Source organism: Pseudomonas fragariae (ex Marin et al. 2024), assembly GCF_059621105.1.
The window spans coordinates 5,446,450-5,459,865 of record NZ_CM184369.1 but is presented as its reverse complement, the minus strand read 5'-3'; the positions used below and the strand labels follow the sequence as shown (position 1 = coordinate 5,459,865).

At 58.1% G+C, this 13,416-nt stretch carries 12 protein-coding genes; 4 read left to right on the top strand and 8 right to left on the bottom strand.

Annotation, left to right across the window (positions count from 1 at the left end):
* Complete coding sequence (locus tag AC54XV_RS23615; RefSeq protein WP_011269067.1) at positions 1-2,919, top strand: putative bifunctional diguanylate cyclase/phosphodiesterase; 2,919 nt, start codon at positions 1-3, stop codon at positions 2,917-2,919.
* A gap of 130 nt (positions 2,920-3,049) precedes the next feature.
* The gene (locus AC54XV_RS23610; RefSeq protein ID WP_011269066.1) at positions 3,050-3,298 is read left to right on the top strand and encodes a hypothetical protein; all 249 of its coding nucleotides are present in this window, start codon (positions 3,050-3,052) and stop codon (positions 3,296-3,298) included.
* A gap of 33 nt (positions 3,299-3,331) precedes the next feature.
* On the opposite strand, the gene deoC is transcribed toward AC54XV_RS23610, so the two are convergent.
* A complete protein-coding gene (gene deoC, locus AC54XV_RS23605; RefSeq protein ID WP_003436656.1) occupies positions 3,332-4,012 on the bottom strand; it encodes a deoxyribose-phosphate aldolase in 681 nt (226 codons plus the stop codon).
* A 102-nt stretch (positions 4,013-4,114) separates the two neighbouring features.
* Here deoC and deoR point away from each other — a divergent pair, with 102 nt between their 5' ends.
* Positions 4,115-4,885 carry a DNA-binding transcriptional repressor DeoR gene (deoR, locus tag AC54XV_RS23600; RefSeq protein ID WP_003400381.1) on the top strand — a complete coding sequence of 257 codons (771 nt, stop codon included), beginning with the start codon at positions 4,115-4,117 and terminating at the stop codon, positions 4,883-4,885.
* Positions 4,886-4,890: 5 nt separating this feature from the next.
* Here the strand turns inward: deoR and AC54XV_RS23595 are convergent, their stop codons facing one another.
* From AC54XV_RS23595 to rbsK, 3 genes are read right to left on the bottom strand one after another with little or no spacing between them, the layout of a single operon-like run.
* On the bottom strand, positions 4,891-5,958 hold the full coding sequence (locus AC54XV_RS23595) for an aldose 1-epimerase family protein (protein WP_003400379.1): 1,068 nt from the start codon (positions 5,956-5,958) through the stop codon (positions 4,891-4,893).
* Entirely contained in the window at positions 5,955-7,286 is a 1,332-nt protein-coding gene (gene fucP / locus AC54XV_RS23590; RefSeq protein WP_003400377.1) for an L-fucose:H+ symporter permease, read from the bottom strand. Before fucP ends, AC54XV_RS23595 begins: the two co-directional genes overlap by 4 nt.
* Positions 7,287-7,315: 29 nt before the next feature.
* A complete protein-coding gene (gene rbsK / locus AC54XV_RS23585) occupies positions 7,316-8,242 on the bottom strand; it encodes a ribokinase (RefSeq protein WP_003436637.1) in 927 nt (308 codons plus the stop codon).
* Between the two features lie 577 nt (positions 8,243-8,819).
* Between rbsK and AC54XV_RS23580 the strand changes: the two genes are divergently transcribed.
* A complete protein-coding gene (locus AC54XV_RS23580; RefSeq protein ID WP_024661149.1) occupies positions 8,820-9,455 on the top strand; it encodes a hypothetical protein in 636 nt (211 codons plus the stop codon).
* Between the two features lie 42 nt (positions 9,456-9,497).
* Here the strand turns inward: AC54XV_RS23580 and AC54XV_RS23575 are convergent, their stop codons facing one another.
* The 4 genes from AC54XV_RS23575 to AC54XV_RS23560 form a co-directional block, all read right to left on the bottom strand.
* A complete protein-coding gene (locus AC54XV_RS23575; RefSeq protein WP_011269061.1) occupies positions 9,498-10,049 on the bottom strand; it encodes a hypothetical protein in 552 nt (183 codons plus the stop codon).
* 81 nt (positions 10,050-10,130) lie between these two features.
* Positions 10,131-10,370 carry a hypothetical protein gene (locus AC54XV_RS23570; protein ID WP_003317071.1) on the bottom strand — a complete coding sequence of 80 codons (240 nt, stop codon included), beginning with the start codon at positions 10,368-10,370 and terminating at the stop codon, positions 10,131-10,133.
* A 262-nt stretch (positions 10,371-10,632) separates the two neighbouring features.
* Complete coding sequence (locus AC54XV_RS23565; RefSeq protein ID WP_496717241.1) at positions 10,633-12,939, bottom strand: TonB-dependent receptor; 2,307 nt, start codon at positions 12,937-12,939, stop codon at positions 10,633-10,635.
* Positions 12,940-13,011: 72 nt separating this feature from the next.
* A complete protein-coding gene (locus AC54XV_RS23560; protein WP_010438282.1) occupies positions 13,012-13,416 on the bottom strand; it encodes an ExbD/TolR family protein in 405 nt (134 codons plus the stop codon).

Here is a 13,416-nt window from a genome sequence, read left to right as displayed (position 1 = left end):
ATGAATTTCTTTAAAAGCCTGCTGCCCAAATCACTGACGTCGCGAATACTGGCGATGTTATCCATTCTGATACTGACCTTTCTGACGACGGGTCTGGTTCTGTTTTATAAAAATCAGCTGCTTCAGCATATTGAAGAGATACAAGACACCGCCAACATGCTGATCGAGGTTGCCGCGCAAGCGGTAGAGGAAAGTGTCGTCATCGGCGATTACGACACCATCAAAAGAACCCTCGAAAAAACCCTGGCCCGCTCGCCGTTCAAATCGGCCATGTTTATTGACCTGTCGGGTGGCGTCATTCGCCTTGAGGCCGCCAGTGCGCCACTTGGCAGAGCACCTGCGTGGATAGAGTCTGAAGTCGCTGCACGATTATTCGATGTCAATCGTCCGATCACTATTGGCGGGAAAGATTATGGCGTGATGCGTCTGTCTTTCAACGCCGAGAGAATTGCTGCCGAACTCTACAGTCTGGTGATCCAGGCGACACTCTTTGCGGGATTTTTCTTGCTGATCAGCTTGATGTTAATGGGGTTCATGATCAAGCGTTCGCTTGCCCACCTGGGCAAGCTTCATTCTTATGAGGCAGAAATCGCTTCAGGCGCAGTGGCAGCAGAAGCGATGTTGGTCGCTGATGCTCCCATGGAAATACAGGAGGCTATAAAAGCCGTAAACCGTACTGCTGCGAGTATGCGCAATCACTTTGGCCTGCGTATCGAATCGTTGATGAATACCTTGGTGCAGCATAAAAATGCGCTGGATGAGGTGTCCATCGTTTGCGAAGTGTCGGCCTCCGGACGTATCACCTACGTTAACGAGCGATTCGTCACCAGCTCACAGCATTCGCGAGCCGAGCTTTTAGAGTTGACGATCGATGAAGTCTGGACCGGCATGTCTTCAGCCAACGAACCGTGGCTATGGGCACCTGAAAACAAGGTGTGGAACGGTGAGGTGAGGCTTTCTGGTCGTACCGGTAAGGAGGCTTGGCATCAACGCACTGTCATACCTATTCTCGATGACTTGGGCGGCGTTGAAAAATACATCTGCATCGATATCGATATTACAGATCGAAAAGAATTTGAAGTGGCGATTCTGGATAACTCCAGAAGGCAAAACCTTATCGCCTTGTTTGGCCAGCAGGCATTGACAGAAGAAAACGTCAGTGTGCTAGGTGAACGGGCAGCACTGACTGCGGCGCAAGGACTGAAATTGAGCAAGGCCGCTTTATTGGTCGTTGATCGAGTGAGCCATGGGACCATCCTCCACGCGGGGGTTGGCTTGACCCGATTTGAAATCCGCAGCGGTCATCATGATGATTTTCTGAACGGTACTGCTCCTTCTGCGGGGTTTGTGATTAATTCTGATGCGCCTGATAATCGCTACACGCTGCTTCCTGCTGAAACAGTGGACGCTTACACGATTAGAAGTAGCCTGGAGGTTGATATATCCTGCACGGAGGTTTTCAAGGGCGTGCTTGGGGTGTATGCCAGCACGGACCACCCCTTTACACGTGAAGATGTCAGCTACCTTCAAACACTTGCCAACCTCTTGGCCGCCGCGCTTGAACGGTATGACGCAAAGAAAAAACTCACCTATCTGGCCGAAAATGATTCGCTCACCCATCTGCCTAATCGCTGGTTCCTCAGCAATTATCTGCGCGAGATAATCAGTCGGAAAACGTCAGCGCCAGATGCAGTAAGCGTCATATTCATAGATTTGGACAGATTCAAGGCCGTGAATGACACCATGGGGCATTCAGTGGGCGATCAATTGCTTATTCAGGCGGGTCGACGCTTGAAAGACTGCATAGGTGAGAACAGTGTGGTTGCGCGGCTGGGAGGCGATGAATTTTCGATCGTCGTCACACACTCTGTTTATTCCGAGAGCCTCATCAAATCGCTTGCGACCCATGTTGTTGAGGCGTTGGGGAAACCGTTCAACCTTGGCGGCCAGGATATATTCGTTTCGGCGAGTGTCGGCATCGCTAATTATCCGTTTGACGGGCGTGACACTGGTGTGATCTTGAAGAATGCGGATACCGCCATGTACCAGGCGAAGAAAAGTGGCCGTAATAATTTCAAGTTTTACAACGCCAGGATGAACGAAAGTTTAACCAGGCGCTTGCAAACTGAAACGCTGTTGCGCGGCGCGCTCGAGCGCGATGAGTTTATTCTGCACTTTCAGCCCAAGGTCAGCCTTACCGATGGCAGGATAAGTGGTCTGGAGGCTTTATTGCGCTGGAATCACCCTGAGCAAGGCATGGTTTCTCCGGCTGATTTCATCCCTATTCTTGAGGACACGGGCCTGATCATTCCTGTCGGCGTGTGGGTCATCCGGAAAGTCTGCGAAACCCTGAAGCGCTGGGAAGAGAATCATATCAGGCTGGTGCCGATCGCCATCAATCTGTCCGTCAGGCAGCTTCAGGTAAAAGGCCTGGCTGAGACCGTCAAGCATATCGTTGAAGCGTACGGTATCAACCCCGCTCTTTTAGAGTTCGAACTGACCGAGTCGATGCTGATGATCGATCCCGAGTCGGCGGTTGAAATACTTCGAGATATAAAGTCGTATGGCATCAGCCTTTCGGTCGATGATTTCGGCACGGGCTATTCCAGTCTGGCCTACTTGAAGCGATTTCCTCTTGATGCCCTCAAAATCGACAGGGCGTTCATCAAGGATATAACCAGCAATCATGAGGACGCCGCGATCACCAGGGCGGTCATCGTATTGGCGCACGAATTGGGTCTTAACGTCATTGCAGAAGGCGTCGAAACAGTCGACCAGTTGGAACTGCTCGTGACGTATGGCTGCGATCAAATGCAGGGTTATCTTTTTAGTAAGCCTGTCATCAGTGATGAGTGTGCTGCCATGATTAAATCGTCACGTAGTCTGGAGATAGGCTTTTCTGAAAGCGGTGTTGCGTGAAGCAGTAGTGATAGCGTCTGCGAGAGCCGTCATGCAGTTGTGACCGGCCATTCGCAGCCCGCTCGAACGCGACTGAACTATGGAGCCCTCGCGGGGACTGAACTTAACCCCCCTTGAAGGAGCCAGCCCCATGAACAGCGATCAACTCAATCAATGCGACGCCGAGCGCCTCCACCAGCGAGTAGCGGCCGAACTGGGCATTACTGCCGAAGAGCTGACCACCTGGATGATCAACGATATCGAACGCGTGACCGAGGGCGGCAAGGACGTCGGGCACATGGTGGTCTTCCGCGAGTCGACCCCTGCGCAGATTCTCGACAAGGTCCAGCACAAGCAAAGCCATTTCACGGCCATGACCGGTGTGATCGACCTGAGCTAAGTGCAGCGGGCTTTGATGTCAAAGCCCGCAGACTCAATAACCCGCCCCCGTACCTGCGCCGGTCACGATCGCAATCCCGGAACTGGTGCCCAGGCGCGTTGCGCCAGCTTCGATCATCGCTCTGGCCGTGGCCACGTCACGCACCCCGCCAGACGCCTTGACGCCGATGTCAGGGCCTACCACACGGCGCATCAGCGCCACATCCTCGAGCGTCGCGCCGCTGCGGCTGAAGCCAGTGGAGGTCTTGACGAATGCCACGCCCAGCTCGCGGCAGATCTCGCAGGCGCGCACCTTCTGCGCCTCATCGAGCAGGCAGGTTTCCAGGATCACCTTGAGCGGCACCTTGCCACAGGCTTGCAGCACCGCGGCGATATCGTCGCGGACCTCATCGAACAGACCGTCCTTGAGCCAGCCGATGTTCAGCACCATGTCGATTTCCTGAGCCCCGGCGGCGATCGTCAGGGCTGCTTCCGACGCCTTGCTGGCACTCAGCCCGGCGCCCAGCGGAAAGCCCACCACCGCACAGACCTTCACGGCAGACCCGGCCAGTTGTCGGGCGGCAAAAGGCACCTGGCTGGAGTTCACGCACACCGAGTAGAAGCCGTGTTCCCGGGCTTCTGCGCAAAGCGTGGCAATCTGCTCTCGGCTGGCATCCGCCGCCAACAAGGTGTGATCGATGGCCTGGGCCAGTGCAGCGGGTTCGAGCGAATTCATCAAGGGATTCCTGTCATCGGTAAAAATACTTGGGTGGATACCCGTAAGTTATAAAATTAACACTTGGTGTTACTCTAGTGACCCCACCAACGGATTGCCGGGATGCCCGTGGACGTCAAGAAAACCGACCGCATCAAACAGATTCAACAGGCCCTGCAAGATCAGAAAGCGATCCATCTGCGGGAGATGGCGGCGCTGCTCGATGTGTCCGAAATGACCTTGCGCCGCGACCTCAGCCGGCACCCCGAGCGGTTACGACTGCTGGGCGGCTACATCACCCGTGCCCACGATGATCCTGAACCGGGGGATTACCGGGTCAGCGAGCAGGGCACCCGCCATGTCGAGGAGAAGCGCCGCATCGGCAAGCTGGCCGCCACCTTCATCCAGCCCGGCGATACGGTATTTTTCGACTGTGGCACGACGATCCCCTTCGTGGTCGACTTCATCCCCGACGAGCTGGAGTTCACCGCGGTGTGCAACTCGCTCAACGTGCTGCTCAAGCTGCAGCAGAAACCCAACTGCAGCATCGTCCTGTGCGGCGGCATGTTCCACCGCAAGAACCAGGTGTTCGAGAGCCATGCCGAAACCAGCATCCTCGATGGCGTGCGCCTGACCTGGGCCTTTGTCTCGGCGGCCGGGGTCAGCCTGGACTGCGGTGTCACCTGCTTCAATCTCCACGAGGTTGAGGTCAAGCAGAAGGTCATGCGCCAGGCCCGGCAAAGCCTGCTGCTGGCCGATCACTCCAAATTCGACGCCGTACGCACTGCGCACTTCGGTGCCTTGAGCGATTTCCATTGCGTGGTCAGCGACAAGAAAATCCCGCGCAGCTACCGCGAGGCCATCGAGACCGGCGGCGCGCAGCTTGTGCTCTAGATGCATCACGGTTGCAGCGCCCGGCGTTCGGGTGCGTTGAGGTAACCGGTGGTCACGCTGAACCCGGCGCGGGCACCGGGCGCCAGGCTGCGCACGTTGCCTTTGGCGAGTTCGGCGCGGTAGCCCTCCGGTTCACAGGTGGCCGGCAAGATGAAGGCCGCCACCTGCTGATCGGTGTTATGCAGGATCCAGCGCGCGGCATGTTCAAATTGCCGGGGGCTGTAGCGGGTGTAGAACGCCGCGCCGTCGGGGTGATCAAGGAAGAAGTGCGCCTGTCCCTGAGCGTCGCTGCGCACGTCATCGAAGAAGCAGACGATCTCCGGGTCATACAGCGCGGGCGAGTCGAGCACCTTGAGGCGGGTCGGGTCCTGGCTCAGTTCTGCGATATAGGCGCTCCAGGTCGGCGTCGGCCGCACATGGGCCGGCACGCTGGCGCGCACCCGTGTGCGCTCGCAGCCCAGGGGCTGGGTGAGGCGGGCGCCGTCGACGTAGGCGTAGTTCATGTGCGCCATGTACATCAGGTCCATGGGCTTGCCGGCCAGATTGACCACCTGCATGCCGATCTCGAACAGCCCGCTGGCCGGGCGCAGGGTCACGCTCGGGCTGGCCCGGTAATGGTCGCCGAAGCCCTGCACGTATTCGTAGGTACCGCCGAGGCGCAGATAAGCGCCGTGCTCGTCTTCGCCTGCCTGCAGCCAGGCATCGTCCATCGGCGCGCAGGGCATTTCGCCGTGCAGCGCATGATCATCCTCGGGACCCGGGCAACCGTTGCGCAGCAGGCCGCTGTGAAACATGAAACAGCCGTAGGTGCCGATCACGCTGGCACTGGGCCGCGGCTGGGTGAACATATTGAGCATGGTCAAATCAACGCCGTCGAATTCGGCCGACCAGATCATCTGCCCCTGCCAGGGCAGGATCACCAGTTTGCCTCGGCTGTTTTCCAGTGACAGCGCCTTGACCCCGCTGGGGTAGGTCCAGGCACGCACGCTGAAACTGGCTGATTCGAGCAGCAGCCGGCTGGCCTGGTCCCAGAGCTGTGGGTAGAGCGGCAGGCGCCACGCTTCGTTACTCATTGCGCCACCGCCGTGGCCGAGCCACCCAGCACCGGTTGCGGCTGACGCATGCAGTACACTGCGTACATAACGATGGCCACGAAACACAGCAGCGGCACGCTGTAGGCAATCTGCATGTTGCCGCCATTGGCGTCGCTGAGCAGGCCCTGGAAGATCGGCATCACGCCACCGCCGACGATGCTCATCACCAGCAACGAGCCGCCGACACCGGTGTCCTCGCCGAGCCCATCAATGGTCAGACCATAGATGGTCGGCCAGCAAGGCCCGAGAAACACACTGACTCCCACGGCGGCATACACCGCGCTGATGTTCGGCGCCAGGATGGTGTAGGCCAGCAGCACGATGCACAGCACGCCATACACCGCGAGGACTTTGGCCGGGTGCATTTTGCGCATCAGCAGATTGGCGATCATCTTGCCGATAAAATAGGCGGCAAAGGTGGTCAGCAGGAACCACGAGGCACTGCGCTCGTTCATGCCGCCCATTTGCATGGCCAGGCGAATAGTGAAACTCCATACCCCGACCTGCGCGCCGACGTAGAGGAACTGCGCCAGCACACCGAAGCAAAAGCGCGGATTGCGCCGCAGGCGGCCGAGGCTCTGGCCGATGCTCGCCCGCGGTTCGCTGACGGTGCCGTTGCCCTTGCATGCGGGGAAGCGCGTGATGGCGATCAGAATGAACATCAATATGAGTACCGCGATCATCCATTTGTACGGCAGCAGGGTCGACTGGATCATTTGCAATTGCTGCGCTGCTGCCTCGCTGGCGCTCATCTGGGTCAACTGTTCGCGCGTGGCGTCGGTGTCCTTGAACATCACGAAGCTGCCGACGTATACCCCGGTCATGGCGCCGAATGGGTGGAAGGTCTGCGAGATGTTCAGGCGCCGCGTGCCGGTTTCCCGCGGCCCCATCAGTGTCGAGTAGGTGTTGCACGCGGTCTCGAGAAACGACAGGCCGGCGGCGATGACGAACAGCGCCATCAGGAACATGCCGTACTTGGCAGTCGACGCCGCCGGAAAGAACAGGGCGCAGCCGAACAGGTACAGCATCAGGCCGATGAGGATGGTGGTCTTGTAGCTGAAGCGGCGCACCACCAGTGCCGCCGGAATGGCGACGAAGAAGTAACCCAGGTAAAACGCCGACTGGACGAAAGCGGTCTGGAAGTCGCTGAGCAGGAAGGCCTTCTTGAAGTGCGCGATCAGCACGTCGTTCATGCTCGCGGCCGCCGCCCACAGGGCAAAGATGCTGCAGAGCAGGAGAAAGGCGAACCACGGCGTGCGGTTCAGGTAGAACCCGTCCGGAGTTTGTTGCAGCGCAGGCTTATTCATTATTGTTCTCCGCGAGATGCTGGTGAGTGTCAGTTGGCCGATGCATCGAGGAATCGTGCAAACGTGGGCGCATCGGGGTAAGAAGATTGCGTGCCGAGGCCGGTGACCGAGCAGGCGGAGTAGGCCACCGCCTGATGCATGGCTTGGCGAATATTGCCGTCCTGGCTCCAGTGCCGGGCGAAGCAGCCAATGAAGGCGTCACCGGCACCGGTGGTGTCACGCGCCTGAACCTTGACCCCTGGCACCTGCCACTCGCCTTCGGCGCCGACGTAAAGCGCCCCTTGTTCGCCGAGGGTGACGATGACGTGGCGTACGCCCAGCGCGACCAATTGGCGTGCAGCCTGAGCCGCTTCCTCGGCGCACGTCACCGGCTGGCCGCTGATCAGTGCCAGCTCGCTCTCGTTGGGGATCAGGAAATCCAGCTGCGCGAGGTGCTCGCGGCTCAGGCCGGCCAAGGCTGGGGCCGGATTGAGCAGCACCGGGATTGCGTGCCGGTGAGCGAAGGCGATGGCGTGGTAGACGGTCGCCAGCTCGACTTCCAGTTGCAGCACAATCAAAGCGCAATCGCGCAGTTGCGCCTCGGCGCGGTCGATATCGGCCGGGCTCAGGTGGGCATTGGCGCCTTTGACGATAAGGATACTGTTATGGGAGTTCTCCTGGACGAAGATCGGAGCCACGCCGCTCGACACGCCCGGTACCCGTTCGACGAAGCGCGTATCAATGCCCAGTCGCTGAAAATTGGCCAGGGTGGTATCGGCGAACGCATCGTCGCCGACCTTGCTGAGCATCAGCACGTCGGCGCCCAGCAGCGCCGCAGCGGCGGCCTGATTGGCGCCCTTGCCGCCGCACCCCATGGCAAAACGCGGTGCCTCGAGCGTTTCGCCCTGGGCGGGCATGCGTTCGATGTAAGTGATCAGGTCGACCATGTTGCTGCCGATGACTGCAATCTTGCTCATTGTTATGTTGACCTCACCAGCGCCGATGGAAGCCTCGACGGCTTTTATTTGTGTTATTTAAATAACATTTTTTGTGAGGATTCAATCTTTATTTTTTGCTGTGAACGTGCGCTGTCAGTCACCGTGACCTGATGCTGCCGGTCGCGATTGCGGTCATTGCCTGACCGTTGACGGTATTCGTGCATGTGCAGGGCCCGCTCAGGCAGGGTGGCGCCTGCGTTGTGCCTGGTGGCGCCGTTTGGCTTTAAAGGTAGCGTCAACAGCCATCCCAGGTCCGCAGGTAGTTAGTTCAAGAACTACTGGGCTTCTGTTGCATCGCTTACTAGGAGCAGCGCGAAAATAAGCCGTGGGGTATGAAATAGCGCGAGACGATCCGGCGCATGAAATTCTTTGCGGCTGTGGCCAATTATTTCCCGGATCATTCGCCTGTAGGCCTGCGCCAGTTTAAAGATTATTGACGAAGCTTTAGTTGGTGGCACAATAGTGGCCTCTATCGCTGCCGTATGAGGCAGCGGTAAGGCCGCAATTCTTGAATGGATTCGGACAGACGTTCTGTTATTGACTAAGGAAATCGTAAATGAAACGCTTGAAGACGCTGGGTCTTGCGGCAATGCTGGTATTGAGCGGTTGCGCCAGCTTTACCAAGGATGAAGTAGCGCCAGTCACCATGCCCTCCATGGCCAGCTACACGAACAAACCCAACGTGTTTGTTGCCTTCGATTTCTACCAGGGCACACCCGGTACCGCCGGCGCAGTAGAAGTACCGCAAGCTCGGGATGCACTCAAGCCTCAACTGCAAAAAGCGCTGACTGACTCAGGGCTGTTTGGCCGAGTGACCCTTGATGAGTTCAAGAAACAGCCAGGCGACTACAGCCTGCACCTCAAGGTTTATAACCATCCGCCGAGCGGTGGCCAAATGGTAATGGCGTTTGTCAGTGGCCTGACCCTGACTATTATTCCTTCGATGGCCACCGATCAGTACAGCATGAGCCTGGACGCGCAGGATTCTCAGGGTAAGGTGCTGAGAACAGTCGGTAACCATGATGCAATCAATAGCTGGATAGGTATCTGGTTTGTGCCGATGATGGCCAATACCCCGCAGAAGGCTGTTACCGATACATTTACGCGCCAGGTCAATTCACTGCTCAAGCAGTTGGTGGATAGCCAGAGTCTGAAGTATTCAATGCTGAATGTTAGTGTTCCGCAGGCGTAATGAACTGACCGCCCAAAAAAAGAGCCCATGTGGGCTCTTTTTTTATTTGTGGTTCAGCGCCTGGGTAAACAACGGGTCGCTGTATAAAGCCTTGAGCAAATCACGCACCAGCGGGTTGTAAGCGTTTGCCGCATTGGGGATAGCGACCGCACCCAGAAAGCTGCTGTTCCATTGACTGCTGACCTGCTTGGTGGCGTCATATTCAACTTTCTCGCCGTCAAGCAGGGTGAAGCGCGCGGCGATTGTGCCGGTGCCGGTACCCATTCCAGCGGTCAGTTCATTATGGGTAACCAGCACATTCAGCTGGCGCGGCGATTGTGGGTCGATGAGACCTGCGCGGTCCAGTTCACCCGTCAGGGCATCCTGAATATGTTGCGTGATGCTGCCGCTAGGGGATGTGACAGGATTACCCCGCACCTGCAATGAATCCTGACCTGCCGCGGCGCTGACCTGGGCCTGACGGATCGGTAGAAGGGGAGGCGTCTGCTTGAGCTTCTGGACGTTATCGAAGCTGGGCTCGTAACGCGTCATGGTCACGCCACAGCCTTGCATCAACAGTGCAAGCACCGCAACCAACAGTAGATTTCCTTTCACTGCATTTCCTTGCCTGAGTTATTTGGGGGCGTGATTATCAGGAACCTCAGATTCAAGGGCAATGCTTGATAGCCTGCGGGCCTACATCCTCAGGGCTATAGCCTCTGCCACAAGGCACTCCAGCGCAAACTGCTCGGTATAGGTCATCTGAATCGGCGTGGTCTCGCCCTTGACGGTCCGCTCGCCATCGAGGATGTAGCGAATGCGTTTGTCGGTCACACCGATGCGCTTGGCGATCCACGAAGGGGTTTGGCCAATGCGCGAGATCAGTTTGTCGGCATATTCGGTGGAGGGGTTATAGAGTTCTGCGTTGGGTGTCATGGGGTGTCCACATGGAGGTCAGGCGCTAGAGAGGGGGGAAGTATGCAGCACAGTGCGCTGTTCGTCGCCGTGGGGCTGGCAACCGACACGTATTATGCAGCGACTGGCGGATTGCCTTCGCGAGTAAGCTCGCTCCCACAGAGCCGGTCTCCAGAAGCGTGCTTGCTCCCAAAGGATCCTGTCTCCAGCAGCAAACCGCGTAGCGTCATTCAATGCAGGTGGCGGGTGGGGCGATCCTTCGCCCGTCTTCAGTCAGCAACGATCAGAGTTTCACGCCCAGTGTTACGAATGCGCTGCGCGGTGTGCCCACTTGAAGAATCTGCAAGTTGCCCGCCGGGTCGGTGGCTGCGCTGGCGTCGGTGTTGAGGGTGGAGATGTAGCGTTTGTCGAACAGGTTGACCATGTTCAGCGACAGCGTGGTGTCCTTGAGGGCGCCGAGTTTGCCGAAGTCATAGCCGAGGTTGGCGTTCGCCAGCCAGTAGCCGCTGACACTGGAGTCATTGGTGTAGGTGTAATAGCGCTTGCTGATGTAGCTGCCTTGCAAGCCGGCGTTCCAGTGTTCCCAATTCCAGTCCAGGTTGCTTGAATACATCAGTTTCGGTGTATCGACGACGGTCTTGCCTTTTACATGAACGGTGTTGCCGCCGCTGGCGTAGTCATCGTCGTAAGTGCTGTGGTTATAGGACATGGAGTTGGACCAGCGCCAGTTCTCATTGGGCGTCAGGCCGAACGACAGTTCCAGGCCTCGACTGGTGACCGAACCGACGTTGGCGACGCCGTTCTGGCAGATGACGATGCCCGTGCAATTGGTGATGGCGACCAGGCGGTTATCGAATTTGGTGTTGTAGATCGCCGCCGAGGCCGAATACAGCTTGGTGCTGCGGCGCACGCCCAATTCGACGGTTTTCGAGGTTTCCGGCTTCAGGTCCTTGAAGCCGTTCTGCGCATCGACGGCGCTCTGCGTCGTGAAGAACGGGCTGTAACCGCCACTCGGGAATGCGGCCATGTTTTCCGAGTAAGAGGTGAAGACTTCGTCGTACTCGTCGAGTTTGTAGGTCGCACCTGCTTGCGGCAGAAACCTGTCCCGCGCTTGCAGCGAACCACTGGCATAACCGCCACCTTTGCCCTCGGCTGTCGAGGTGGTCACGGTATTTTTCGCGCCGAACTCAAGTTTGAGGCGGTCATCGAGCAATGTGTAGGTGTCGCGCAGGTAGAACTGCCGAGTCAGGTCATTGTAACTCTGGTCCAGAACGGTGGCCGCCAAGGGCAGGCCATCGGTTTTGACGATGTGGTTCTGCGGCGTCGCATTGGTGGTATCGAACAGGTAGCGCGAGATGTCGTTCTTGTTGGACTGAATCCAGAACCCGCCCTGAATTTCATGCTGGCCCAGGTAGTAGGTCAGCGAACTCTGGAAACCGGTTCGATCGATGCCGTATTTTGTGCTGCGAATCGAATTGCTCGGCACTGTCGTCGAGCCGCTGGTGTAGACGAACGGGTAATACGAGTTGCCGCGGCCCGAGTCATGGTGGTGATAGACGGTGGCGTCCAGGACCAGATCATCGGTCAGCGAGAAGTTGCCGTTGAGGATATCCAGTTCGTCGTCGCGCAGGCTGCTGGCGTTGTAGGTCGCATCGTTTGCGCTGGTTACCCCGCCGCTATAAATGCCGTTGGCCGCATTGACCGCGCGGGTCCAGTCCGGCGTGTAGTAGCTCCAGTTGTAGCCCAGACGCTGGATGATGCTCTTCGACATGTTCGGCAGGTTGGCTTCGTCATGGGACGAGGTGCTGTGGAAGAAACTCACCCGGTTGTCGCCGAAGTTGTAGTTGACCTTGGCGTTCACCGCGTCGGACTTTTGCGGGTTGTTGTGGCCTTTCCAGGCGTCGGCGTCGTACTTTTCGCCCGACACGTACGCTGAAAGTCCGTTGTATTCGCCGGTGTCGACCCGCATGAAAGTGCGTGACGTGTCGTAGCTGCCCAGGGTTTGCGACAGACGCGCGCCGAACTCTTTATCAGGGTTGGAACTGGTGAACTGGATCGTGCCGCCCAGATCACTGTTCGATGCCGTGCCCAGTGATCCGATGCCGGGTGCCACTTCGCTGGAGGCGATGTTTTCCGCGATGATCGCGCGGGTGATGCTCAGACCGTTGAAGTTGCCGAAGCTCATGTTGCCAAGGGTGACGCCGTCCAGCGTGTAGCCCAGGTGGTGCATATCGAAGCTGCGCAGGCTGATGCGCTGGCTGCCTTCTTCACGGCCCAGCGGGTCACCGGACTGGAAGTTGACCCCCGGCAGGCGTTGCAGAACCTTCATCGGGCTGGTGCCTGCCGAGTAAGCCTTCACATCCTTTTGCGTCACGCGCTGCACCTGGCGGGTCTCGCCCTGACCAATCACTGACACCGTGCCCAGCGTCATGGCGGCGCTGTTGTCGCTGGCGGGCACCGTTGCCGAGGTGGGCACCTCGTCATCGGCCTGAATGAACGGGCTGATCAGGCACAGTGAGTTCAATGAAACCAGTAGCGCTAGGCGCGTTACCGGGAATCGAGGTGCACGCAGTATCGATCGATTGTTCATGGAAAGGTTTTCCTGGAGGCGTCAGGGCGCCGCGCTTGCGGCGGGTCATGTGGTGAACGACAGGTTTTTGTTTCAGGGGCTTTCGGTAATCACCGACAGGCGACTGATGCCGGCTTTCTGCACATCGGCCAGCACCTGGGCTACGCGGCCGTAACCCGTCGCCTGATCGGCGCGCAGGCTGACGGCAACGTCCGGGTCTTTGCTGTGCAGGGCTTGCAGCGCCTCCGGAAGTTGCTCCAGCGCTACAGCTTCGCTGTCGATGAACACGCCGCCGCTGGCATCGACACTCACCACCACCGGGTCGGCCTGATCCAGTGAGGTGGTGGCGACGGTCTGCGGCAGGTCCAGCGGTATGGCGTTATTGAGCAGCGGTGCGGTGACGATGAAGGTCACCAGCAGTACCAGCATCACATCCACCAACGGCGTGATGTTGATGTCGCTGATTGCATCGTCATCATTGGACGTGGAGAAGGACAT